This is a genomic window from Aminobacter sp. MSH1 (assembly GCF_003071665.1).
Taxonomy (GTDB): domain Bacteria; phylum Pseudomonadota; class Alphaproteobacteria; order Rhizobiales; family Rhizobiaceae; genus Aminobacter; species Aminobacter niigataensis.
The window spans coordinates 4,546,415-4,571,469 of sequence record NZ_CP026265.1 but is presented as its reverse complement, the minus strand read 5'-3'; the positions used below and the strand labels follow the sequence as shown (position 1 = coordinate 4,571,469).

The window sequence follows — 25,055 nt, the reverse complement described above, 5'->3', positions numbered from 1 at the left end:
ATCTGCAAATTGGGCATAGCCGGCTGGATCAGGTGATCTCGGCAGCGCGCTGGGCGATGCAGCTTCAGGCGGCGGCGCGGAATGCCTCGACCACGCCGACATAGGCTTCGGCGAGCTTTGCCAGCGGGCTAGTGCTGCGCGACGCCGACTCGACCTTCAGCCTGCCGCCACTGACGGGAAGCGAAAGCAGCAGGAACTGGCGGCGCGCACCATCGCCGATCGAGGCGGCCGCGACATGCCTGTCTTCGCCGTCGTCGTCGATGCGCATCTTGAAGAGCAGGATACCGCCAACAGCCTCGAGCGCGTCGTCCACGAGCTGCGTGAATTCTTCCTCCGTCACGCTGGTGGCAGCGATTTCCAGGCCATCGGCAGGTGTTGGTTCGATCGCCTCGTCGTCCGCGTTGCCGGGTTCGGGCGCGAGGTCTTCGGGCGACAGCGCGACAGTTTCAGGTTCAGTGGAACCCTCTGCTATCGGCTCCTCCACCTCGGTCGCTGTCGTCTCCGGCGATTGCTCGGTTTCGAATACCTCGGCTTCGAACATCTCGGGTTCGATCATGCCAGGCGTTTCTTCTGCCGACAGTTCGAGAGGCTCCGTCGCTTCCATTACCGGTTCGCTGACTTCCGCCTGTGAATCAGCTTCGACCTCTGCCTCTTCGACCGGGGCAACCGTCTCGTCGCCGGCCACTTGCACACTGGCATCCGGCTGTTCAGGCGCTACTGTCTGTTCAGATTGCGTGTCGGTCTGCGGCAGGACTTCGTCCTCCGCGCGCGGCTGCGTATCCATGTGATCCCTCACATTACTCTACCCACCACACCAGCCGGTAATAAAGGTTAACCGGGACCGTGGCCGCAATGTGGCCGCCGGCATTTTGCCGGCTCGGATTGGCGGTGCTCAGGCTGGACAATCGCGCCATTGCGACCAGAATGGCCGCATACGATCTGGGAGGATCCGCATGCTTGGACTGATGCAGGAATGGCCGCTGCTGTGCCACAAGATCATTGACCATGCCGCACGGCAGCACCCGCACCGGGAGATCGTGTCGCGGTCGATCGAGGGGCCTATTGTCCGCACCAACTATGCCGAGCTGCGCACGCGGTCCCTGAAGGTTGCGCAACGGCTGGAGCGCGATGGCTACAAGACAGGCGACCGCATCGCTACGCTGGCCTGGAATTCAGCTCGGCACATGGAGGCCTGGTACGGCATCATGGGCATGGGCGCGGTCTACCACACGCTCAACCCGCGCCTTTTTCCCGAGCAACTGGTCTGGATCATGAATCATGCGCAGGACCAGGCGCTGTTCGTCGACCTGACGTTTTTGCCGCTGGTCGAAAAGATCGCGTCACAGGTGCCTTCGCTCAAGCGCATCATCGTCCTGACCGACGCCGCCCACCTGCCGCAGACGACGTTGCCGAATGTCACGGCCTACGAGGAGTGGCTGGCAGAGGCCGATGGCGACTATGCCTGGAAGGCGCTCGACGAGCATGCCGCAGCCGGCATGTGCTACACCTCGGGCACGACCGGCGATCCCAAGGGCGTCGTCTACAGCCACCGTTCCAACGTGCTCCACGCAATGATCGCGGTGATGCCGGACGCGATGGGCATTTCGGTGCGCGACGTGGTCATGCCTGTCGTGCCGATGTTCCATGCCAATGCCTGGGGCCTTGCCCAGAGCACGCCGATGGTCGGCGCGAAATTCGTCATGCCCGGTGGCAAGATGGACGGCGCCTCGATCTACGAAATGCTCGACACCGAACGCGTGACTTTCACCGCTGCCGTGCCGACGGTGTGGCTGATGCTGCTGCAGCATCTCGAAGAGACCGGCAAGAAACTGCCGCATCTCAACAAGGTGGTGATTGGCGGCTCGGCCTGCCCACGCACGGTCACCGAGAAATTCGAGCGCAACTACGGCGTCGAGGTCATCCACGCCTGGGGCATGACCGAGATGTCGCCGCTGGGCACCTTGTGCACGATCAAGCCGGAATATGACGATCTTGAAGGCAATGACAGGCTGAACCTCCAGCAGAAGCAGGGCTATACGCCTTTCGGCGTCGAGATGAAGATCACCGACGACGACAACAATGAACTGTCCTGGGACGGCAAGACGTTCGGCAGGCTCAAGGTGCGCGGTCCGGCGATCTCCGGCTCTTATTTCGGTGGCGCCAGCGCCGAGCAGTTCGATGCCGACGATTGGTTCGACACCGGCGATGTCGCCCATATCGACATCAACGGCTACATGCAGATCACCGATCGCTCCAAGGATGTGATCAAGTCCGGTGGCGAGTGGATTTCCTCGATCGAACTCGAAAATCTCGCCCTCGGGCATCCCGATGTCCAGGAAGCGGCGGTGATCGGGGTCAAGCATTCGCGCTGGGACGAGCGTCCGCTGATGGTTGTCGTGCGCAAGCCGGGCAGGGAGCCTGAGAAGGCCGACATATTGGCTTTCCTCAACGGCAAGGTCGCCAAATGGTGGATGCCGGACGATGTCGCTTTCGTCGACGAGATCCCGCACACGGCAACCGGCAAGATCCAGAAGATGGCGTTACGCGAGAGGTTCAAGGACTATCGGCTGCCATCCGACACCGCCGGATGAGCAGGTTCATGTGCGGGACGGCGAGAGGCGTCGCCTTTCCGCTTCAACCTGGGCATGAAACCTTCTAGTTTGCAGCAGCAGCAATTTTCGCCGTGGGGACGGCAATGCTGCGACATTGCAGGTCGGTACGGGGTTCCATGGTCGAGTTCCAGTCGAGATATCATGAGCAGCGCACCACGCGTTCGGCCGGGCTTTCGCGCGGCATGGCGTCCTTCGCCGCGGTGCTGCTGATCACCGCCGTGCTTGGCCATCGCCGCGGCCTGGTAGAAACCACTGCGTTCTTCTGGGTGCTTGGCATCGTTGCCCTGCTTGCGGCCTTCGCGCTGCTGCTATCCGGCTTTGCATTTTCGCGGCTGTGGAAATTTGGCGATCGCGGCGGCCACGACCTGACCGCCGGCGCCTTGCTGGGGCTTGCAGTTCTCGCGCCGTTTGGCTTCGTCGCTTATCAGATCGCCACCTTGCCGATGTTGCGCGACATCTCGACAGATGCCGAGGTTCCGCCGGCGTTGACTGCGGCTGTGTCGTTGCGAACGCCTGTGATGAACGGTCTGGAATTGCCCTCAGCCGGTGAGCGCGCCTTGCAGGCCCAGGCCTATCCGCTGGTCGCCGGGCGGCGTTACGACCTGTCGCTCGACCGGGTCCTGGAGAGCGTCGCCGTCATCCTGGGTCGACAGGGCTGGGAGGTCGTCGTGCCGCCGCCGGCTACCGAGCAGGCCAGCGGCGAGGTCGATATCGAGGCTGTGGCGCGGACCTTCGTTCTGGCCCTGCCGTCGGATGTGGCGATTCGGCTGGTGGATGACGGCGATTCGACCTTCGTCGACATGCGCTCCGCCTCGCGCTACGGCCGTCACGATCTCGGTGACAATGCCGAGCGCATAACGGCGTTCCTGGCCGAGCTCGACCAGGAGATTGCCGCCCAGGCAGGCACGGCTACCACCGCAATCCCCGCAAACCCCACGCAATAACCTATCTGGCCGGCGAATAGATGCTGTCGATTGCCGGGGCCTCGTTGCTGATGGCCTTGCCGCGCCCGACCAGATCTTCGAGATGGGCGAGGACCGAAAGCCCCGCTGCGCCGTAGAGCCGGGGATCGGTGTCGCGATAGATCGCGCGCACGATGTCTGGAATCGAGCTGTCGCCCTTGTCGAGCCGTTCGAGGATGGCCCGCTCGCGCATCATGCGGTGGGTCATGAGCCCGCGCACGAATTGCTGTGGCGACACCACCGGGCCGCCATGGCCGGGCAGGTAGGTGCGGTCGTCGCGCGCGATCAGCTTGTCGAGCGACGCCATGTAGTCGGACATTGCGCCATCTGGCGGAGCGACGATCGAGGTCGACCAGGCCATGACGTGGTCGGCCGAAAACAGGATGCCGGTGCCTTCGAGCGCAAAGGCGGCGTGATTTGCGGCATGACCCGGCGTCAGCACCGTTCGCATGCGCCAGCCGTCGCCATCGACAAGCTGGCCGTCTGCCACGACGAGGTCGGGAATGAAGTCGGTATCGCTGCTGGCATCGAGCGGGGCGACTTCGCCGATCCGCAGCGGCCGCGCCGACCGGTGCGGCCCTTCGGCAACGGTGATTGCGCCAGTCAGGGCCTTGAGGCGCGCTGCGAGCGGCGAGTGGTCGCGATGCGTGTGGCTGACGAAGATATGGCTGACGGGCCGCCCGGCGATGGCATGGATCAACGCCTCCAGGTGGGCGTCGTCGGCCGGGCCGGGATCGAGGACTGCCAACGTGTCGTGGCCGATGATGTATGTGTTGGTGCCGTGGAAGGTGAAGGCGCCAGGATTGTTGGCGGTTATCCGTACGACGCCCTCGGCGACCGGGACTGGCTCGCCGTAGGCGGGGTCGAAGCGTGTATCGAGGTCGAGGGACATGGCCGGCCGATATCTGTGAGTTCGAGGAGCCAGTGGCAAATTCGTTTGCCGCTTAGCACGGAAGACAATATAGGGAAAACCACGACTGACGTGTCCAGGCACGCGCATTACAAGGGGATTTACATGTCCGTATCCAGCAGTTCCACCGCGCTTATCTCTGCGGCATTGCCCGAAAAGGGCGCGACGCGCCTAGCGACTCAGCTTCTTCTGGCTGTTGCCGGTTCGCTGCTGCTCATCGCCTCGGCAAAGACCAAGGTCATGCTCGGACCCGTCGACATGTCGCTGCAGACGCTCGCTGTCCTCGGCATAGCCGCAGCCTATGGCCTGCGACTCGGCCTTGCAACGATCCTGCTCTACATGGCCCAGGGCGCCATGGGCTATCCGGTGTTCCAGAGCACGCCCGAGAAGGGCCTCGGCCTAGCCTACATGCTCGGCTCGACCGGTGGCTATCTCGCCGGTTTCGTCGCCATGGTGGCGATCGTCGGCTGGGCCGTCGACCGCGGCTGGGGCCGCAGCATCGTCAAGATGCTCGGTGCCATGCTCGTCGCCGAAGTCGTGATGATGGCGATAGGCTTCTCGTGGCTGTCGCTGTTGATCGGCGCCGAGAAGTCGTGGCAGTTCGGCGTCGTGCCGTTCATCGTACCGGACCTGATCAAGGTGGCGCTCGCTGCCGCAGCCGTTCCGGCGATCTGGGCGCTGCTTCCCAAGAAGGGCTGATCGGCCGACAACCGCATGCTGGTTTTAGCAACGCCCCGGCTCTAGAAAGGCCGGGGCGTTTTGCATTTGAAGAGCATTGGGATCATGACTGTTCTCGTCACCGGCACCGCCGGGTTCATCGGCTTCCACGTCGCCAGGCGGCTTCTGGCGGAAGGATACGACGTTGTCGGCTTCGATAGCGTCACCGACTACTACGACGCTTCGCTCAAGCGCTCGCGGCTGGATATCCTGTCGGAAATCAGCGATTTCCGCTTCATCCAGGCCGATCTCGCCGATGCGGCAGCGGTAAAAGCGGCCTTCGAATGCCGCCCGGAGATCGTCATCAATCTCGCCGCGCAGGCCGGCGTGCGTTATTCGCTCGACAATCCGCAGGCCTATGTCGATGCCAACGTCACCGGCTTTCTGAACATCCTGGAAAATTGCCGCTCAACGCAGCCGAAGCACTTGATCTACGCCTCGTCGAGTTCGGTCTATGGCGGCAACAAGAAGCAGCCCTATTCGCCGCGCGACGGCGTCGATCACCCGGTCAGCCTTTACGCGGCGACGAAGAAGGCCAACGAATTGATGGCGCATACCTACAGCCATCTGTTTGGCGTGCCGGCCACCGGCTTGCGCTTCTTCACCGTCTACGGCCCCTGGGGGCGGCCCGACATGGCCTACTACAAGTTCACCCGCGCCATCTTCGCCGGCGAGCCCATCGACATCTACAACAATGGCGATATGTACCGCGACTTCACCTATGTCGACGACATCGTCGAAGGCGTCGTGCGCCTCATCGACCTGCCGCCTAAGGCCGATCCCGACTATGACATCGCCACTGGCGGCGCCTCCGGGAGTTGGGCGCCGCATCGCGTCATGAACATCGGCAACCGCCGCAAGGAGCATCTGATGGAGATGATCCGCATCCTCGAGCGTGCGACCGGTCGCGAGGCGGTGAAGAACTTCATGCCGCTGCAGCCGGGCGACGTGCTCAGTACATGGGCCGATGTCAGCGACCTCGAGGCATTGATCGGCGAGCTTCCACACACGCCGATCGAGGAGGGCCTGCTGCGCTTCGTCGACTGGTACGGGCGATACTACCGCGTCCAATAACCGAGGCATTCAGGCATACTGGCCTCCGGTCGCGGCAGCGCCAGCCACGCTTCCGGGAAGATAGTTCGCGCCGCCGCCGGCGGTGTTGATGACCCCATTGAGTGTCGTGCTGTAGCGCGTGCCGGTCGCGGCACCCCCGAATGTCATGCCGGCGCATGCGATGTCGCCATGCCGGCAGGAGGCAAAGGCGGTCGAGAAAGCGGGCGTACCTGCCAGCGTGGCCGTCCGACCTTCGGTGTTGATGAACCCGCCAGTCTGCGCCGACCAATGCATCGGCGATGCGCCAGAAATGGCGTAGTTGCCGGTAGCGATAGCCACGCCATTGTTCTGGCACACGATGTGCGCCTGGGCGCAGGCGCCGAAACGGACGTTCTGGAACTGGAGCGTGCCTCCGTCGGCGTTGAGGCCGAAGCCGCTGGCCGTCGTCCTGATCTCCATGTCCTTGACCAAACAACGCGTGCCGGAAGGCGCGCTGATGGCGTTCGCATTGTTGGTCGAGACGATCACATTGGCCGGTGCTCCGCTGTTGCCGGCAATGACAAGCGCCGATGGGGCAGCCTGGCCGGTCATCGCCGGAACGACGATCGCGCCGCTGTAGGTGCCATCAGCGACCTGGATGGTGACCGTGAAACCTGCCATGTCGAGGCTCGCGGCGACATCGAGCGCCTTCTGAATGGTCAGGAAGGCTCCGCCGCTGGTGTCCCCCAGCCCGTTATTGGTATCCGAACCGTCCGTTCGGACGAAATAGCTCCGGTTGGCGGCGAGCAATTCGCGGATATGGCGCTTGGCTGCCGCCTGGTTCTGGTCGGTCAATGCCAGGCTCGCCGGCAAAAGCACGCGGCCGTCTGAACGGCTGACCTTCAGCGCTTCCGTCCAGGCGCCGCCATCGGGAGAAACCTTGAGATGCCAGTCGTCGTCCCCGGCGAGGCCGAACTCGGCGCGGCCCGAATAGCCGGTCTGGAACAGCAGCGAGGCGTTGTCGCCTGCGGCTGCCTTGTTGATCTTGACCTGCTGGCCGGCGCCGAGATTGTCGAACAGCACCGCCTGGCTCTTCACCGACAGTCGGTTGGTGGTGTCGGCTGTCGTGTTGACGCCGACCATGGCCGCCGGGTTGATGCCGAGCGCGATGGTGTCGACCCAGCCGCTGCCGTCATGGGCGAGAATGCGCTGTTCATCGGCGACCCAGGTGAGCCAGCCCTTGACCGGGACGTGGAAGGCCCAGGCGCCGTCCTGCCAGGCGGCGACCTGGCCGACCTTGCCGACCCAGCCGCCCGTTGCAGCAGCGGCGACGATGTAGCGATCACCCTCGGCAGGTACAGCAGGGGGCGCCGCCAGATGCCGGTCGAGCACCGAGAGCTGCACGACGATATCGAGCGCCTGCAGCGCTTCGTTGTGGGTGACGTGCTTCTGTGCCTGCGACGGCATGATGAAGGGCATTTTCAGGTTGGTCGTCTGTTCCAAGGCGGGCTCCTGTCGTTGGCTCTTGCGACATGATAGGGCCGGCCGGAAGGGGGTAGAAAAGCGGGCGCGTCTATCCACGTCTCGAGCCCTGTTTGGGCATGCGGTGGAATTGCATTCCCGAAGATGTGACGCGTGGGGCAAATCTGACTTGGCAGGCCGCGAAATTTGGTCTTGCACTGCTTGAGGCGCCTCCTGCTTGCAGGGACAATGCGCGCATCAGGTCGTTTCGGCTCCAAAGCCGCGGCCAAGGAACGTTTTCCGAAGGCTTTTCAATGCTTGCCAGACTGACTCACCTGGACCGTCTCGAGGCGGAGGCGATCCACATCTTCCGTGAGGTCGCAGCCACTTTTTCCAAGCCGGTAATGCTCTATTCCGTTGGGAAGGATTCCTCGGTCCTGCTGCATCTGGCGATGAAAGCCTTCTACCCGGCCAAGCCGCCATTCCCGTTCCTCCATGTCGACACCACATGGAAGTTCCGCGAGATGATCGAGTTCCGCGACACCATGGCGCGCGAGCTCGGCTTCGATCTTCTGGTCCACGTCAACCCGGACGGCGTCCGCGACAACATCAATCCGTTCGACCATGGCTCGAACACCCATACGCATGTGATGAAGACGGTCGGCCTGCGCCAGGCGCTCGACAAATACGGCTTCGATGCGGCCTTCGGTGGTGCTCGTCGCGACGAGGAGAAGTCGCGCGCCAAGGAGCGCATCTTCTCGTTCCGCAACGCCCAGCATGCCTGGGACCCGAAGAACCAGCGCCCGGAGATGTGGAAGATCTTCAACACCCGCGTGGCCGCAGGTGAATCGATCCGCGTCTTCCCGCTGTCCAATTGGACCGAGCTCGATATCTGGCAGTACATCCTGCAGGAAGACATCCCGATCGTGCCGCTCTATTTCGCCAAGCATCGCCCGGTGGTCGAGCGCGACGGCATGCTGATCCTGCGCGACGACGATCGCATGAAGCTCCATCCGGGCGAGGTGGTGGAGAACCGGCTGGTGCGCTTCCGCACGCTGGGCTGCTACCCGCTCACCGGTGCCATCGAATCCGATGCCGACAGCCTCGAAGGCATCGTCAGCGAAATGCTGACCGCTCGCACCTCCGAGCGGCAGGGACGCCTCATCGACCGCGACGAAGCCGGCTCGATGGAAAAGAAGAAGCGCGAAGGGTATTTCTGAGCATGCGCCACGCACTGGCAAACAAGGTCGAGGCTGCAGAAAGCGTCCGCGAATATCTCGCCGGCCAGGAGCAGAAGTCGCTCCTGCGCTTCCTGACCTGCGGTTCGGTCGATGACGGCAAGTCGACGCTGATCGGCCGCCTGTTGTCCGACACCAAGCAGATCTTCGAGGATCAGCTTGCCGCGCTGGAGCGCGATTCCCGCAAGCACGGCACCACGGGCGAGGACGTCGACTTCGCGCTGCTGGTCGACGGGCTGGAAGCCGAGCGCGAGCAAGGCATCACCATCGACGTCGCCTACCGCTTCTTCGCCACGCCGAAGCGCAAGTTCATCGTCGCCGACACGCCCGGCCACGAGCAGTACACGCGCAACATGGCGACCGGCGCCTCGACGGCGGATCTCGCTATTGTGCTGGTCGACGCGCGCCAGGGCGTGCTGCGCCAGACGCGGCGGCATTCGATCATCGCTTCGCTGCTCGGCATCAGGAACATCGTCGTCGCGGTCAACAAGATCGACCTTGTCGGCTTCGACCAGAAGGTGTTTGACCGCATCACCGCTGAATACGCCGCCTTCGCCGAGAGCCTGGGCTTCAAGTCTGTCGCGCCGATCCCCATGTCGGCGCGCTTTGGCGACAACGTGACCCGGCGTTCGGAAAAGATGGACTGGTATTCGGGCCCGACCCTGATCGAGCACCTCGAATCCGCGGTCGTCGAGGAAGAGGCGGTCGAGCGCCCGTTCCGCTTCCCGGTGCAATATGTGAACCGGCCCAATCTCGATTTCCGCGGCTTCGCCGGCACCATCGCCTCAGGCTCGATCTCGCAGGGCGACGAGATCGTCGTCGCCAAATCGGGTAAGCCATCCACGGTCAAGCGTATCGTCGCCCAGGGCGGAGACCTGCGCACGGCGGTCGCCGGCCAGGCGATCACCATCGTGCTCGAAGACGAGGTCGAAGTTTCCCGCGGCAACCTGCTGGTGGCGCCTGCCGCACGGCCGCATGTCGCCGACCAGTTCGTTGCTAACGTCGTCTGGTTCGACGAGCAGGCGCTGCTTCCCGGGCGTTCCTATATCCTGCGCACCGAGACCGACCAGGCCAGCGCCACCGTCACCGACCTCAAGTATCGGATCAACGTCAATGACTTCGCCCATGAGGCGGCGAAGTCGCTGGAGATGAACGAGGTCGGCGTCTGCAACATTTCGGCGCAGTCGCCGGTCGCCTTCGACAGCTTCGCCGACAACCGCACCACCGGGGCCTTCATCCTGATCGACCGGATCAGCAACGCCACCGTTGGCGCCGGCATGATCCTGCATCCGCTGCGCCGGTCGGAGAACATCCACTGGCAGTCGCTCGACGTGACCCGTCACGCCCGTGCCGACCTCAAGAACCAGCGCCCGGCGGTACTGTGGTTCACCGGCCTGTCGGGCTCCGGCAAGTCGACGGTTGCCAACCTGCTGGAAAAGAAGCTGCACGCCACCGGGCGCCATACCTACGTGCTGGACGGCGACAACGTTCGCCACGGGCTCAACCGCGATCTCGGCTTCACCGATGAGGACCGCGTCGAGAACATCCGCCGCGTCGCCGAGGTTGCCAAGTTGATGGCCGACGCCGGTCTGATCGTCATCGTCTCGTTCATCTCGCCCTTCCGTGCCGAGCGCCGCATGGCGCGCGAACTGATGGGGCAGGGCGAGTTCGTCGAGGTGTTTGTCGACACGCCGTTCGAGGAATGCGCCAAGCGCGACCCGAAGGGTCTCTATGCGCGGGCTCTTGCCGGTGCGATCAAGAATTTCACCGGTGTCGATTCGCCCTATGAAACGCCGGAGAATCCTGAGATTCATCTCCAGACCCTCGGCAAGACCCCTGAAGAGATGGTCGAGGCGGTCGAGGCCTGGCTGAATGAGCGAGACATTGCAGAACACCAATACGACGACGGCGGCGGCATCTGACGAGGCCATCCTCGAAGTGATCGAGCGCCTGGCCCTGGATGCCGGGCGGGCGGTCATGGAGGTTTTTCATTCGGAAATCAAAGTGACGGACAAGGCAGATGCCTCGCCCGTCACGCAAGCCGATCGTGCCGCGGAACGCGTGATCCTCGAGGGTTTGCGCTCGGCGTTTCCCGATGTGCCGTGCGTTGCCGAGGAAGAGGTCGCCGAGGGCATCGTTCCGCCCGAGCTCGGCCAGGTTTTCTTCCTGGTCGATCCGCTCGACGGCACCAAGGAATTCGTCAGGCGCCATACCGATTTCACTGTCAACATCGCGCTGATCAGGGGCGGCGCGCCGGAAATCGGCGTGGTCTATGCGCCGTGCACGGGGCGCTTCTTCTCAGGCCGGCCGGGCAAGGCGGAAGCCTTCGAAGCCCGAGACGGCCTTGCCGTCTCGGAGCGCCGTCGCGTTCATGTGCGCGAGGGCCGTCAGCCGCTGACCATCGTCGCCAGCCGCTCGCACCGGACGCCTGAAACCGATGCCTTCATCAAGAAGGTCGCGGCAGCCGAGATCGTGTCTGTCGGTTCGTCGTTGAAGTTCTGTTTGGTGGCTGCCGGCGAGGCCGACATCTATCCGCGCTTCGGTAGGACGATGGAATGGGATACCGCGGCAGGCGATGCCGTGCTGCGCGCGGCGGGCGGGATCACCCACACCCTCGACGGCGCGCCGCTCGTTTATGGCAAGCGCAACCAGGCCGACGACGAGGATTTCGCCAACCCGCACTTCGTCTCGACAGGCCGGATCCTCGACCCGGCCTTCATGTTCTGATCGGAAGTGGCGTCTTACTCGGCCGCGATCTTGGCCGAGTTCGAGCCGACATAATTGCGGATCGTGGTGATGATCCGGTCCTGGTCGGCTTCGCTGAGATAGGGATGCATTGGCAGGCACAGGATGGTGCCCGGGACTGCGTCGGAGACCGGCAGGCCGCCCGGCACACGCGGGTAGTGGCTATAGGCCACCTGCACATGCAGCGGCTTCACGTAGTAGATGACCGACGGGATGCCCTGCGCCTGCAGATGCGCCTTCAGCCCGTCACGGTCGGCGGTCTCGATGGCATACTGCGCCCAAGCGGAGCGGCCAGCGGTTGGCGCGCGCGAGGCTTTCACCACATCGCCGAGGCCGTCGGCGTAGCGCTTGGCGATGGTGGCGCGGGCCTGCATCTCGTCTTCGAGGATCGCCAGCTTCTCGATCAGGATCGCCGCTTGCAGCGTGTCGAGGCGCGAGTTCAGGCCGACATGGATGTTGTCGTACTGCGTCTCGCCCTTGCCGTGGAAGGCGAAGGAGCGCAGCCGCGTGGCAAACTCGTCGTCGTTGGTGAACATCGCACCGCCGTCGCCGTAGCAGCCGAGCGGCTTGGCCGGATAGAAGCTGGTGGCGGCGACATGACCGTAGGCGCCGCACATCTTGCCGTCCTGCGAGCCGCCGATCGACTGGGCGGCGTCCTCGATGACAAGGAGATTCTCGCGCTTGGCGATGGCGTCGATCGCCGCATAGTCGGCGGCGATGCCGAACAGGTCGACCGGGATGATCGCCCTGGGCTTGAGGCGGCCTTCCGCCTTGACCATGGCAATCGCCGCTTCGAGGCTCTCGATCGAGATATTGTAGGTGTCGGGTTCGATGTCGACGAAGACCGGCTCGGCCTTGGCAAGAGCCACAACCTCGGCGGTCGCAGCAAAGGTGAAGCTCGGCACGAACACCGCATCGCCCGGGCCGATGCCAGAGGCCAGCAACGGCAACAGAAGCGCGTCGGTACCGTTGGCGCAGGCGATGACGTGCTTGACGCCGACATACTTGGCGAGCTGGTTCTCGAATTCGGTGACTTCAGGCCCGAGAATGTAGCGGCCCTCGTCGACGACCTTGTCGATAGCCGCCTTCAGACGGTCGCGGATTCGTTCGCGCTGCGCGCCGAGATCGATGAACTGCATGATGGCCCCAAAACCCAATCGTTTTCTTCGAGCCGCTGATAGCAGAGTTGATGAGTCCGAAAAAGCCGAGCCCCCTGCGGCATCCATGGCGCGGCTGCGGTTCTTGTTACTTTCGGTTGCAGCAATTTCGCGCTCAAATTGGCGGAAAACATGGGATTTCCCGCGCTGCCCGTTGAGCCGGCTTGGCGATGCGAAACATAAAGTGATCGGCGAAATCGCCGGAAAACGCCTGTTTCAGGCCAGTTCGCGCCGCCACGGCGGGTTTGCGCCGGCTCTCGACACGGTCACGGCCGCTGCCCGCGCACCGAGCGAAAGTGCTGCTTCGATGGCTGATTCCGAAAGCTCGGCGACAGCGCTCTTGGTCAGGGCATCCTGCTCGTGCAGGGCAGCAAGCACGCCCGCGTTGAAGGTGTCTCCGGCGCCGACCGTATCGACCACGGTTACCTTTTCGGGTGTCACCGAGACGGTGTGCCGGGTGCTGTAGGCGGTGGCGCCCTTGCTGCCCTTGGTGACGATCACAAGCTTGGGTCCCTTGCGCAGCCAGTTGGCTGCGATCTCTTCATGGCTGCCGGTCTCGCCGAACCAGGCCAGGTCTTCGTCGGAAAGCTTGACGATATCGGCCATGCCGAGCATTCGCTGCATCCGTGCGAGGTGCGCCTGCTTGTCCTGGATGAAGCCAGGCCGGATGTTCGGGTCGAGCATCGTCACCCGGTGCCCGTGCTCGCGCTTCATCAGCGCTTCGTAGGCCGAACCGCAGGGTTCCGGGATCAGGCTGATCGCCCCGAACAGCAGGGCGTCGATGTCGTCGCCCAGCGCGGGCAGGTCGGCCTCGGTCAGCATCCTCCCGGCGGTGTTCTCGTCATAGAAGGTGTAGGTCGCATGGCCGTTGTCGAGCCGGACGAAGGCGAGCGTCGTCGGGCGGCCAGACAGATTGGCATAGCGCGAGCCGACGTCGCTTGCGGCAAGCACCTCGCGGATCTGCTGGCCGAACAGATCGGACGACAGGCCGGAGAAGAATTCGGTGGGCACGCCGAGGCGGCCGAGCGCTATCGCCGAGTTGAAGATCGCGCCGCCGGCATAGGGAGCGAAGGATGGTTCGCCGGCCGAACTCTGCCGGGGCAGCATGTCGATGAGCGCTTCGCCGCAGCACAGGATCATGGCTTGCCGGTTCCCTTTGGATAGATGACGCCCTTGCGCACGATAACGTTGGCGTAGAGCCTTGGTTCGCTGGTGGCAATGATGGTGTGGGCCGCCTTGACGCGGCTGTAGAAGGCGTCGCCGGCGAGCGGCACGACAGTGAAGCCGGGCGCTCGACCGGCGCATACCGCTTCGATCTCCTCATGCACCTGGTCGGACAGTTCAGGGTCGCCCTTGACCGAAGAGCGGAAAATCGCCTGCGGCACGAAATCGTCGACGGGCAGCACCTGGAGTACGGCGTCGAGCACCGGGATCAGGTCAAGCCCATCGGCGCGAATGACGCGGCGGCCATGCTCGAGCGCGGGGTAATTGCCGTCGACGATGGCGATCTCATCGCCGTGGCCCATGGCGCGCAGCGTGAACAGCAGATCCGGACCGAGCAGGGAAGGAATGCCGATGAGCACGATCAGACCCCTCGCGACGGTGCCGTCGAACCGATGAGGAAGCGCTCCGACAGCGGCAGGCTGGCACCACCCATGGCACGTGCGTGGATGCCCACCGTGCCTTCGCGCACACTTGGGATACGCAAGCCCTCGACGTCGATCTTGCCGATGGCCGACTGTACGGCCTGCACCATGCGGGCGCGGATGGCAGGTGGCATCCAGCCGTCGATGACGGCGCTTTCGAAGTCGATGACCGATGCCGATGCGACGATGGCGTAGGCCAGCGCGTCCGACGCGGTCGCTATCCAGCTGTCGAGTTCAGGGCCGAGATCGCTCCATTCCTCGGGCGAGGTCCAGAGGTAGGACGCCTCGATACCTTTGGCGTTCAGCGTCTTTTCGAGCACCGCGATCGAGGCGACGTCGATGAGCTGCGTCGGCCTGCCGCCCGGGCCGGGCACCGGCATCGAGCCAAGCGCACCGGCATTGCCGGTCGGGCCGCTGTAGAGCCTGCCGTTCAGCACGACGCCGCCGCCGGCAAAGGCACCGATGTAGAAATAGACGAAGTCGCGCAACGTGCCGATGTCGCCGAACACCAGTTCGGCGCCACAGGCCGAGGTGGCATCGTTCTGCACATAGACGGGGAAGGAAAACAAAGCCTGCAGATCGGCGCGGATGTCGCGGTTGCGCCATTCGTCCATGATCTCGCGCGGCGCGCCCGCCGTATCGACCCAGTTCCAGAGTTCGAACGGCATGGCGACGCCGAGTCCGGCGATGCGCTTGTCCTGCTCTCGTGTCAGGCTGGCGCGCATCTCGGCAATGCCCGACTTGACGAAGTCGATCGTGTCGCGCGGGGTCGGATAGCCATACGAGTTCTGCAGCATTGCGCGCGAGTTGCCGAGAAAGTCGATGAGCACGAGCTCGGCGCTGCGCCGGCCGATCTTGAGGCCGATGAAGAAGGCGCCCTCGGGATTGAGCGCCATCGGGATCGAGGGCTGGCCGATCTTGCCGCGGACAGGCTCCTGGCGCAGCAAAAGCCCCTCGACTTCCAACTCGCGCATGATCACCGAGACGGTCTGTGCCGACAGGCCGGTCATGCGCGCAATGTCGGATTTGGCCAAGGCACCGCTCTGCCTGACCAGCGACAGCACCAGCCGTTCGTTGTGATCGCGCATGCCGCTCTGGTTGGTGCCACGCAGTTGCTGGCTTTCAGCTGCTTCCGGCGAACCGTGCCTCGAACTTCCGGCCTCCACCGGCTTCCTCCCGTAATTTGCGCGGTTTTCTCTCAAAATCCGCAATTTTCTTTTGGGACAGAATGCGGGTCGACTGCAATCCTGTCAATAATAAATAAGAGTGATTTAATTATTGACAGCCGGTCCTGATTGGTGTTTCGTCAGGGCCGGATACTCGACTGGGAAGAGTGCACGAGTATCCGGGGCGATGCCCGCTGATCGGGCTCGCATGGTTTGGTTTTGGGAGGAGTTCCTGATGAAATTTTCAGTTCTGAAGACGACTGTCTTTGGTGCGGCCGTTGCCGCGCTCGCAAGCATTGCTGCACCTGCATCGGCTGCCGAAGTCGGCGCATGCCTGATCACGAAGACCGACACCAATCCCTTCTTCGTCAAAATGAAGGAGGGTGCCACCGCCAAGGCGACAGAACTCGGCATGATGCTGAAGAGCTATGCCGGCAAGATCGACGGCGACAGCGAAAGCCAGGTCGCGGCGATCGAGACCTGCATCGCCGATGGTGCCAAGGGCATCCTGATCACTGCATCCGACACCAAGGGCATCGTGCCCACGATCAAGAAGGCGCGCGACGCCGGCATTCTTGTCATCGCGCTCGACACGCCGCTTGAGCCGGCCGACTCTGCGGACGCCACCTTCGCTACCGATAACCTGCTCGCCGGCAAGCTGATCGGCCAGTGGGCTGCGGCCACCCTCGGCGACAAGGCCAAGGACGCCAAGGTTGCCTTCCTCGACTTGACGCCGTCGCAGCCGACCGTCGACGTCTTGCGCGACCAGGGCTTCATGATGGGCTTCGGCATCGACGTGAAGGACGCCAACAAGATCGGCGACGAGGACGATGCCCGCATCGTCGGTCACGACGTCACCAACGGCAACGAAGAGGGTGGCCGCAAGGCGATGGAGAACCTGCTCCAGAAGGATCCCGGCATCACCGTCGTGCACACGATCAACGAGCCCGCCGCCGCCGGTGCCTATGAGGCGTTGAAGGCGGTCGGCATGGAAAAGAACGTGCTGATCGTCTCGGTCGATGGCGGCTGCCCGGGTGTCAAGAACGTCCAGGATGGTGTCATCGGTGCGACTTCGCAGCAATATCCGCTGATGATGGCAGCCCTTGGCATGGAAGCGATCAAGAAATTCGCCGACAGCGGCGAGAAGCCCAAGCCGACCGAAGGCAAGGATTTCTTCGACACCGGCGTTTCGCTGGTGACCGACAAGCCGGCAACCGGTGTGGAATCCATCGACGTCAAGACCGGCCTGGAGAAGTGCTGGGGTTGATCTGACCGCCTGACGGCGTGACACTCTCTTGCAGACGAAGGGCGGCCCCTTGGTCGCCCTTCCCGCAAGGGGGATAAAAATCCCTCATGGGAGGAAATCGACATGACCGACGCTTCGGCAGATGCCAGGCGGCCGCAGGAATTCGAGAAGGTTCTCTCGGCCAGCGACACGTCAGTGGCCAGCTTCGACACGCATACACGTTCGCCGATCGAAAAGATCCAGCATTTCCTGCATTCCAATCCGGCCGCGGTACCGCTGATCGTGCTGGTTGCCTCAATCGCGCTTTTCGGCGTGATCATAGGCGGCAAGTTCTTCTCGGCCTTCTCGATGACGCTGATCCTGCAGCAGGTGGCGATCACCGGCATCATCGGCGCCGCCCAGACGCTGGTCATCCTGACCGCCGGCATCGACCTGTCCGTCGGCGCCATCATGGTGCTGTCGTCGGTGGTGATGGGGCAATTCACCTTCCGCTACGGACTGCCGCCGTCGCTCGCGGTCCTGTGCGGGTTCGCCGTCGGCGCTTTCTGCGGCTGGATCAATGGTGTGCTCGTCTCCTACATGAAGTTGCCGCCGTTCATCGTCACGCTCGGCACGTGGCAGATCGTGCTGGCAACGAACTTCCTCTACTCGGCCAACGAGACGATCCGTGCCCAGGATATCGAGACGCAGGCACCGATCCTCCAGTTCTTCGGCGCCAATTTCCGCCTCGGCAACGCCGTGTTCACCTATGGCGTCGTCGCCATGGTGCTGCTGGTGGCAGTGCTCTGGTACATCCTGAACCACACCGCCTGGGGCCGGCACGTCTATGCCATCGGCGATGATCCCGAGGCAGCCCAGCTTTCTGGCGTGCGCGTCAACAGGGTTCTCATCTCTGTCTACGTCATCTCCGGGCTGATCTGTGCTCTCGGTGGGTGGATGCTCATCGGCCGCATCGGTTCGGTTTCTCCGACAGCAGGCCAGTTCGCCAATATCGAATCCATCACCGCGGTGGTGATCGGCGGCATCTCGCTGTTCGGCGGGCGTGGCTCGATCCTTGGCATGCTGTTCGGCGCGCTGATCGTCGGCGTGTTCCAGCTCGGCCTTCGGCTCATCGGCACCGACCCGCAGTGGACCTATCTGCTGATCGGCACCCTCATCATCATCGCGGTCGCAATCGACCAGTGGATCAGAAAGGTTGCAGGCTGATGGCTACCGAACCTCTTCTCACCGCACGCGGCCTGGTCAAGCGATATGGCCGCGTCACCGCCCTCGATCAGGCCGATTTCGACCTCTATCCCGGCGAAATCCTGGCTGTGATCGGCGACAACGGCGCCGGCAAATCGTCGCTCATCAAGGCGATCTCGGGAGCCATCACCCCTGACGAAGGCGAAATCCGCCTCGAAGGCAAGGTGGTGAACTTCAAGGCGCCGATGGAGGCCCGCGACGCTGGCATCGAGACGGTCTACCAGAACCTCGCTCTGTCGCCGGCGCTGTCGATCGCCGACAACATGTTCCTCGGCCGCGAAATCCGGAAGCCCGGCATCATGGGCAACTGGTTCCGTATGCTCGACCGGGGCGCGATGGAAAAGCGGGCCCGCGAAAAGCTGACCGAACTTGGCCTGATGACCATCCAGAACATCAGCCAGGCTGTCGAAACACTTTCCGGCGGCCAGCGCCAGGGCGTGGCGGTGGCACGAGCCGCGGCTTTTGGCTCGAAGGTCGTCATCATGGACGAGCCGACAGCCGCCTTGGGCGTGAAGGAATCGCGCCGCGTGCTCGAACTGATCCTCGACGTGAAGCGGCGTGGCCTGCCGATCGTGCTCATTTCGCACAATATGCCGCATGTCTTCGAAGTCGCCGACCGGATCCATATCCACCGCCTCGGCCGCAGGCTGACGGTCATCGACCCGAAGGAGTACACCATGTCGGATGCGGTGGCGTTCATGACCGGAGCCAAGGCACCTCCGGAGGCTGCAATCGCTGCCTGACCGGCCGGCCACAACCTTAGGTCTCCGCGTCGCGAGATATTGACGCGGAGATTTAAATCGATTGAGATCGCATTCGGGATGGCTAAAATGAATGCGGGAGGACAGGTGTCGGCAAGGGAGGCAAGTGAACGGTGGCCGAACAGGATGCGAGAGGCGACATGACCCGCGCAGTGACCCCGAATATCCCCCAGCCGCCGCTTGGCGACACCAGCCCCGAGGCATTGGCTGCCGAAATCCTGAGCGCGCTGAAATATCGGCTCGGCAAGGACGCCACCGTTGCCACCGACTATGACTGGCTGACTGCGTCGATCAAGGTCGTGCGCGACCGCATCGTCGACGAGTGGATTTCCTCGACCAAGGAAGCCTACGACCAGAGCGCCAAGCGGGTCTATTACCTGTCGCTGGAGTTCCTGATCGGCCGCCTGATGCGCGACGCCTTCTCCAATCTCGGTCTGATGGATGCGATGCGCCAGGCACTCGCCTCGCTCGGCGTCGAGTTCGACGTGATTGCCAAGCTGGAGCCCGATGCAGCGCTCGGCAATGGCGGCCTTGGCCGTCTCGCCGCATGCTTCATGGAGAGCATGGCGACAGTCGACATTCCCGCGCACGGTTACGGCATTCGCTACGCCAACGGCATGTTCCGCCAGGAAATCCATGACGGCTGGCAGGTCGAGCTTCCCGAAACCTGGCTCGAACATGGCAATCCCTGGGAATTCGAGCGTCGCGAGCGTGCCTTCGAGGTTGGCTTCGGCGGATCGGTCGAATCGATCACCGCGGCGGATGGCCGGCTCGAACGCCACGTCTGGAAGCCTACCGACCGCGTCCTGGCAGTCGCCTATGACACGCCCGTGGTTGGTTGGCGCGGGGCGCGGGTCAACACGCTGCGCCTGTGGTCGGGCATGCCGCTCGACCCGATCCTGCTCGACAAATTCAACGCCGGCGATCACATCGGCGCGCTCGCCGAGAGCAACAAGGCCGATGCGCTGTCGCGCGTGCTCTATCCCGCCGACTCCCACAAGGCGGGGCAGGAGCTTCGGCTGCGGCAGGAATACTTCTTCTCGACCGCCTCGCTGCAGGACATCCTGCAGCGCCACATCAGCAAGTATGGCGATCTGCCGTCATTGCCTGACAAGGCGGCGATCCACCTCAACGACACCCATCCCGCTGTCGCTGTCCCTGAACTGATGCGCCTGCTGATGGACGTGCATGGCATGGACTTCGACACGTCCTGGGACATCACCAAGCGGACCTTTGCCTACACCAACCACACGCTGCTGCCCGAAGCGCTGGAAAGCTGGCCGGTGCCGCTGTTCGAGCGGCTCCTGCCGCGCCATATGCAAATCGTCTACGCCATTAATGCCGAGGTGCTGCTGGAGGCCCGGGCGACGGGTCGGTTCAATGGCGAACAAATCAGCCGCATCTCGCTGATCCAGGAGAACGGCGAGCGCCGCGTCCGCATGGGCAACCTGGCTTTTGTCGGCTCCCACAGCGTCAACGGCGTGTCGGCTCTGCATACCGAATTGATGAAGGAAACGGTGTTTGCCGACCTGCACAGTCTCTATCCAGACCGCATCAACAACAAGACCAACGGCATCACGCCGCGCCGCTGGCTGATCCAGTGCAATCCCGGCCTGACCGGCCTGGCGCGCGAGGCGATCGGCGACCGCTTCCTCGACGATATCGAGGCGATCCGCGAGCTCGACGGCTTTGCCGGGGACGCCGCATTCCGTGAGAAGTTTGCCCGCGTCAAACGCGTCAACAAGGAGCGGCTGTCCAACCTTGTCGGCGAACGGCTCGGCATCAGGGTCGATCCGTCGGCGCTGTTCGACATCCAGATCAAGCGCATCCACGAATACAAGCGCCAGCTGCTCAACATCATCGAGGCGGTGGCATTGTACGACCAGATCCGCTCGCATCCGGAACGCGAATGGATGCCGCGGGTCAAGTTCTTCGGTGGCAAGGCGGCGCCGAGCTACCACAACGCCAAGCTGATCATCAAACTGGCCAACGATGTCGCCAGGGTGATCAACAGCGACCCATCGGTGCGCGGGCTGCTCAAGGTCGTTTTTGTACCCAACTACAATGTCAGTGCCGCCGAAATCCTGATGCCGGCCGCCGACCTTTCGGAGCAGATCTCGACGGCGGGCATGGAAGCCTCGGGCACCGGCAACATGAAGTTCGCGCTCAACGGGGCGCTGACCATCGGCACGCTCGACGGCGCCAATGTCGAGCTCAAGGAGCATGTCGGCGACGACAATATCTTCATTTTCGGCCTCACCACCGAGGAGGTCGCCCAGCGCCGCAGCAGCGGCTACGAGCCAGGTTCTGTGATCGACGGTTCGCCCGAGCTCAAGCAGGCGGTTGCCGCCATCTCCTCCGGCGTATTCTCGCCTGACGACCCGGCCCGCTACCGCGAATTGATGGACGGGCTCTATCAGCACGACTGGTTCATGGTCGCAGCCGATTTCGACTCCTATGCCGCAGCGCAACGGCAGGTCGATGCCGTGTGGCGCGACAGCCCGGGCTGGTACGCACGCGCCATTCGCAACGTGGCGCGTGTCGGCTGGTTCTCTTCAGACCGCACCATCCGCCAATATGCCAAAGAAATCTGGAACGTACCGGCCTGATGTGATTGCATGAACTGACCTCGCCGAAGAAACCCTGGGAGGGGACACCGAAACATGCTGAAGCCCGGCGCGGCCGCCGAAACGAAACCGGAGCTCGACAGAGCCACGGATGGCGATATCGAGGCGATCGTGAACGGCACCCATGGCGACCCGTTCGCGGTTCTCGGGCTCCAGCAGTCGGGCAAAGGCTTCCTGGCGCGATGTTTCGTCCCGCATGCCGAGACGGTGACCGCCCACACGCTCGAGGGCAAGGCGTGCGGCGAACTCTTGCGGCGCAACGATACCGGCTTCTTCGAAGGCAAGCTGACTATCCGCAAGCGGCAGCCGATCAGGCTGCACGCAAGCAATGCCGGCGGCGAGTGGTGGCTTACCGACCCCTACAGTTTCGGCCCCGTGCTCGGGCCGATGGACGACTACTTCATATCGGAGGGTTCGCATCTCAGGCTGTTCGACAAGCTCGGCGCGCATCTGATTTCGCATGAAGGCGTCGATGGTGTGCATTTTGCGGTTTGGGCGCCTAATGCGCATCGCGTCTCTGTGGTCGGCGATTTCAATGACTGGGACGGTCGCAGGCATCCGATGCGCCTGCGCCAGGACACCGGCATCTGGGAAATCTTCATCCCCGACATCGGTCCAGGCCACCCCTACAAGTTCGAACTGATCGGAGCTCGCGGCGTCAGGTTGCCGCTCAAGGCCGATCCTTACGCCATCCGCTCGGAATTAAGACCCGCCACCGCGTCGGTCACCGACAGTCCGCAGGCGCATGAATGGGCCGACGACAAGCACCGCGCCCATTGGAAAGCAGCTGACCATAGGCGCGAGCCGATCAGCATATATGAGGTGCATGCCGGCTCGTGGCAGCTTCGCGACGATGGCACCTTTCTGTCGTGGGACGAGATGGCCGACCGGCTTATCCCTTACACGGCGGAGATGGGCTTCACCCATATCGAGTTCCTGCCGATCTCCGAGCATCCCTACGATCCGTCCTGGGGTTATCAGACGACAGGGCTTTACGCGCCTTCGGCCCGCTTCGGTGACCCGGATGGCTTTGCCCGCTTCGTCGACGGCGCCCACCGCGCTGGCATTGGAGTCATTCTCGACTGGGTGCCGGCGCATTTTCCAGTGGACGAGCATGGGCTTGCCCATTTCGACGGGACCGCACTCTACGAGCATGCCGACCCGCGCCAGGGCTTCCATCCCGACTGGAACACCGCGATCTATAATTTCGGCAGGCGCGAGGTCGTCTCGTTCCTCGTCAACAACGCCCTGTTCTGGGCCGAGAAATACCATGTCGATGGCCTGCGCGTGGATGCGGTGGCCTCGATGCTGTACCTCGACTACTCGCGCAAGGAAGGCGAGTGGATCCCCAACGAATTCGGCGGCCGCGAAAACCTGGAGTCGGTGCGTTTCCTGCAGAAGATGAATGTCGCCGTCTATGGCGCCCATCCCGGCGTGATGACCATTGCCGAGGAATCGACCTCATGGCCCAAGGTGTCGCAGCCCGTGCATGAAGGCGGGCTCGGCTTCGGCTTCAAGTGGAACATGGGCTTCATGCACGACACCCTGGAGTATCTTTCCAAGGAGCCGGTCCACCGCAAGCATCATCACAACGAAATCACCTTCGGATTGCTCTACGCCTTCAGCGAGAATTTCGTGCTACCCCTGTCGCACGACGAGGTGGTGCACGGCAAAGGCACGCTGCTCAGCAAGATGGCGGGCGACGACTGGCAGAAATTCGCGACGCTGCGCGCCTACTACGCCTTCATGTGGGGCTACCCCGGCAAGAAGCTGTTGTTCATGGGCCAGGAGTTCGCCCAGCGTGCGGAGTGGAGCGAAGCCAGGGCGCTCGACTGGAACCTGCTCGACTTCGCCCCCCATCGCGGCGTCAAGCAGCTGGTGCGCGATCTCAACTACCTCTATCGCTCGCGCCCGGCGCTGCATGCGCGCGACTGCGAGCCGGAAGGTTTCGAATGGCTGATCGCCGACGATGCCGCCAACTCGGTCTTCGCCTGGTTGCGCAAGGCGCCGGGCGGCGCGCCGATCGCCGTCATTTCGAGCTTCACCCCGGTTCTGCGCGACAACTACCGCGTGCCGCTGCCGCTGGCGGGCAAGTGGCGGGAGATTTTCAACTCCGACGCGCTGGAATATGGCGGGTCGGGCAAGGGTAACAGCGGCATGGTTGCGGCCAGGCAGGTGGACGGAGGAGGGGCAGCCGCGACGCTGCTTCTGCCGCCACTGGCGACGATCATGCTTGAGTTTGTGGCGGACTGAGCAGGGAGGATGGCATGGAACTGAAGAGAAACCAGCCGCTGGCGCGCGATGCCATGGCCTATGTGCTTGCCGGCGGCCGGGGCAGCCGCCTGAAGGAGCTGACCGACCGGCGCGCCAAGCCCGCCGTCTATTTCGGCGGCAAGACGCGTATCATCGACTTTGCGCTGTCCAATGCCTTGAACTCAGGCATCCGTCGTCTCGGGGTCGCCACCCAGTACAAGGCGCATTCGCTGATCCGCCACCTGCAGCGGGGCTGGAACTTCCTCAGGCCGGAGCGAAACGAGAGTTTCGACATCCTGCCGGCAAGCCAGCGCGTGTCGGAAACGCAGTGGTACGAAGGCACCGCCGACGCGGTCTACCAGAACATCGACATCATCGAGGCCTATGGCCCCGAATACATGGTCATCCTTGCCGGCGACCACATCTACAAGATGGATTACGAACTGATGCTGCGCCAGCACGTCGACGCGGGCGCCGACGTCACCGTTGGCTGCCTCGAGGTGCCGCGCATGGAAGCGGTGGGCTTCGGCGTGATGCATGTCGACAAGAAGGACAACATCATCTCCTTCATCGAAAAGCCCGCCGACCCGCCCGGCATTCCCGACAAGCCCGACTACGCGCTGGCCTCGATGGGCATCTATGTCTTCAAGACCAAGTTCCTGATGGAGCAGTTGCGCCGCGACGCCAATGAGCCGGAATCGAGCCGCGACTTCGGCAAGGACATCATTCCCTACATCGTCCAGCACGGCAAAGCGGTGGCGCATCGCTTCGCCAAGTCCTGCGTACGCTCGAGCACCGAGGCCGAGGCCTATTGGCGCGATGTCGGAACGGTCGATGCCTATTGGGAAGCCAACATCGACCTGACCGATATCACGCCCGAGCTCGACCTCTACGACCGCGACTGGCCGATCTGGACCTATTCCGAGCTGACGCCGCCTGCGAAGTTCGTCCATGACGAGGATGGCCGGCGGGGCTCGGCGGTATCATCGCTGGTGTCGGGCGATTGCATCGTCTCGGGTGCTTCGCTCAAGCGCAGCCTGATCTTCACCGGCGCACGGATCAATTCTTACTCCACGCTCGAGGATGTGGTGATGCTGCCGGCCTGCCATGTCGGTCGCAACGCCAGCCTCAAGCGCGTTGTCATCGATCACGGCGTACACATCCCCGAAGGGCTGGTCGTCGGCGAAGACCCGGTGCTGGACGCCAAGCGCTTCCGCGTCTCGGAGAAGGGTATCTGCCTGATCACCCAGGACATGATCAACAGGCTGGAGCTGTAA

General features: G+C 63.3%; 20 protein-coding genes. 13 read left to right on the top strand and 7 right to left on the bottom strand.

Going from position 1 to position 25,055, the window contains the following annotated elements; all coding sequences use genetic code 11:
• Nucleotides 1–64: 64 nt before the first annotated feature.
• Entirely contained in the window at nt 65–784 is a 720-nt protein-coding gene (locus tag CO731_RS29390; protein ID WP_245439475.1) for a hypothetical protein, read from the bottom strand.
• Nucleotides 785–953: 169 nt separating this feature from the next.
• Here CO731_RS29390 and CO731_RS22560 point away from each other — a divergent pair, with 169 nt between their 5' ends.
• On the top strand, nt 954–2,591 hold the full coding sequence (locus tag CO731_RS22560) for a fatty-acid--CoA ligase (RefSeq protein ID WP_108608893.1): 1,638 nt from the start codon (nt 954–956) through the stop codon (nt 2,589–2,591).
• Between the two features lie 137 nt (nt 2,592–2,728).
• Nucleotides 2,729–3,556, top strand: a complete 828-nt coding sequence (locus CO731_RS22555) for a DUF1499 domain-containing protein (protein WP_245439473.1) — start codon at nt 2,729–2,731, stop codon at nt 3,554–3,556.
• Nucleotide 3,557: 1 nt separating this feature from the next.
• Here the strand turns inward: CO731_RS22555 and CO731_RS22550 are convergent, their stop codons facing one another.
• Nucleotides 3,558–4,466 carry an MBL fold metallo-hydrolase gene (locus CO731_RS22550; protein WP_108608892.1) on the bottom strand — a complete coding sequence of 303 codons (909 nt, stop codon included), beginning with the start codon at nt 4,464–4,466 and terminating at the stop codon, nt 3,558–3,560.
• A gap of 123 nt (nt 4,467–4,589) precedes the next feature.
• Here CO731_RS22550 and CO731_RS22545 point away from each other — a divergent pair, with 123 nt between their 5' ends.
• Together CO731_RS22545 and CO731_RS22540 are read left to right on the top strand one after the other, a co-directional pair.
• Nucleotides 4,590–5,183, top strand: a complete 594-nt coding sequence (locus CO731_RS22545; RefSeq protein WP_108608891.1) for a biotin transporter BioY — start codon at nt 4,590–4,592, stop codon at nt 5,181–5,183.
• Nucleotides 5,184–5,267: 84 nt separating this feature from the next.
• Nucleotides 5,268–6,275, top strand: a complete 1,008-nt coding sequence (locus tag CO731_RS22540) for an NAD-dependent epimerase (protein ID WP_108608890.1) — start codon at nt 5,268–5,270, stop codon at nt 6,273–6,275.
• 9 nt (nt 6,276–6,284) lie between these two features.
• Here CO731_RS22540 and CO731_RS22535 read toward each other — a convergent pair whose 3' ends face one another.
• The gene (locus CO731_RS22535) at nt 6,285–7,736 is read right to left on the bottom strand and encodes a DUF2793 domain-containing protein (protein WP_108608889.1); all 1,452 of its coding nucleotides are present in this window, start codon (nt 7,734–7,736) and stop codon (nt 6,285–6,287) included.
• A 272-nt stretch (nt 7,737–8,008) separates the two neighbouring features.
• Here CO731_RS22535 and cysD point away from each other — a divergent pair, with 272 nt between their 5' ends.
• The 3 genes from cysD to cysQ are packed head-to-tail and all read left to right on the top strand — an operon-like array spanning nt 8,009 to nt 11,659.
• Nucleotides 8,009–8,914, top strand: a complete 906-nt coding sequence (cysD, locus tag CO731_RS22530; RefSeq protein WP_108608888.1) for a sulfate adenylyltransferase subunit CysD — start codon at nt 8,009–8,011, stop codon at nt 8,912–8,914.
• A gap of 2 nt (nt 8,915–8,916) precedes the next feature.
• The gene (cysN, locus tag CO731_RS22525; RefSeq protein ID WP_108608887.1) at nt 8,917–10,854 is read left to right on the top strand and encodes a sulfate adenylyltransferase subunit CysN; all 1,938 of its coding nucleotides are present in this window, start codon (nt 8,917–8,919) and stop codon (nt 10,852–10,854) included.
• The gene (gene cysQ, locus CO731_RS22520) at nt 10,805–11,659 is read left to right on the top strand and encodes a 3'(2'),5'-bisphosphate nucleotidase CysQ (protein ID WP_108608886.1); all 855 of its coding nucleotides are present in this window, start codon (nt 10,805–10,807) and stop codon (nt 11,657–11,659) included. The genes cysN and cysQ overlap by 50 nt, the downstream gene beginning before the upstream one ends.
• A gap of 14 nt (nt 11,660–11,673) precedes the next feature.
• Here cysQ and CO731_RS22515 read toward each other — a convergent pair whose 3' ends face one another.
• From CO731_RS22515 to CO731_RS22500, 4 genes are all read right to left on the bottom strand, one after another.
• Nucleotides 11,674–12,816 carry a DegT/DnrJ/EryC1/StrS aminotransferase family protein gene (locus CO731_RS22515; protein ID WP_108610000.1) on the bottom strand — a complete coding sequence of 381 codons (1,143 nt, stop codon included), beginning with the start codon at nt 12,814–12,816 and terminating at the stop codon, nt 11,674–11,676.
• A 234-nt stretch (nt 12,817–13,050) separates the two neighbouring features.
• On the bottom strand, nt 13,051–13,974 hold the full coding sequence (locus tag CO731_RS22510; RefSeq protein ID WP_108608885.1) for a carbohydrate kinase: 924 nt from the start codon (nt 13,972–13,974) through the stop codon (nt 13,051–13,053).
• Nucleotides 13,971–14,417 (bottom strand): RbsD/FucU domain-containing protein, encoded by a 447-nt coding sequence (locus CO731_RS22505; RefSeq protein WP_108608884.1) that lies wholly within the window; start codon nt 14,415–14,417, stop codon nt 13,971–13,973. The genes CO731_RS22510 and CO731_RS22505 overlap by 4 nt, the downstream gene beginning before the upstream one ends.
• A 2-nt stretch (nt 14,418–14,419) precedes the next feature.
• Nucleotides 14,420–15,646 (bottom strand): ROK family transcriptional regulator, encoded by a 1,227-nt coding sequence (locus CO731_RS22500; protein ID WP_108608883.1) that lies wholly within the window; start codon nt 15,644–15,646, stop codon nt 14,420–14,422.
• A gap of 235 nt (nt 15,647–15,881) precedes the next feature.
• Between CO731_RS22500 and CO731_RS22495 the strand changes: the two genes are divergently transcribed.
• The 6 genes from CO731_RS22495 (at nt 15,882) to glgC (ending at nt 25,055) form a co-directional block, all read left to right on the top strand.
• Nucleotides 15,882–16,913, top strand: a complete 1,032-nt coding sequence (locus tag CO731_RS22495) for a sugar ABC transporter substrate-binding protein (protein WP_199914506.1) — start codon at nt 15,882–15,884, stop codon at nt 16,911–16,913.
• Between the two features lie 102 nt (nt 16,914–17,015).
• Nucleotides 17,016–18,098, top strand: a complete 1,083-nt coding sequence (locus CO731_RS22490; protein ID WP_108608882.1) for an ABC transporter permease — start codon at nt 17,016–17,018, stop codon at nt 18,096–18,098.
• Nucleotides 18,098–18,880, top strand: coding sequence for an ATP-binding cassette domain-containing protein (locus CO731_RS22485; RefSeq protein WP_108608881.1), 783 nt, complete (start codon nt 18,098–18,100; stop codon nt 18,878–18,880). Before CO731_RS22490 ends, CO731_RS22485 begins: the two co-directional genes overlap by 1 nt.
• Before the next feature lie 158 nt (nt 18,881–19,038).
• Nucleotides 19,039–21,507, top strand: a complete 2,469-nt coding sequence (locus CO731_RS22480; RefSeq protein WP_108608880.1) for a glycogen/starch/alpha-glucan phosphorylase — start codon at nt 19,039–19,041, stop codon at nt 21,505–21,507.
• Between the two features lie 54 nt (nt 21,508–21,561).
• Nucleotides 21,562–23,778 carry a 1,4-alpha-glucan branching protein GlgB gene (gene glgB, locus CO731_RS22475; protein ID WP_108608879.1) on the top strand — a complete coding sequence of 739 codons (2,217 nt, stop codon included), beginning with the start codon at nt 21,562–21,564 and terminating at the stop codon, nt 23,776–23,778.
• Nucleotides 23,779–23,792: 14 nt separating this feature from the next.
• Complete coding sequence (gene glgC, locus CO731_RS22470; protein WP_108608878.1) at nt 23,793–25,055, top strand: glucose-1-phosphate adenylyltransferase; 1,263 nt, start codon at nt 23,793–23,795, stop codon at nt 25,053–25,055.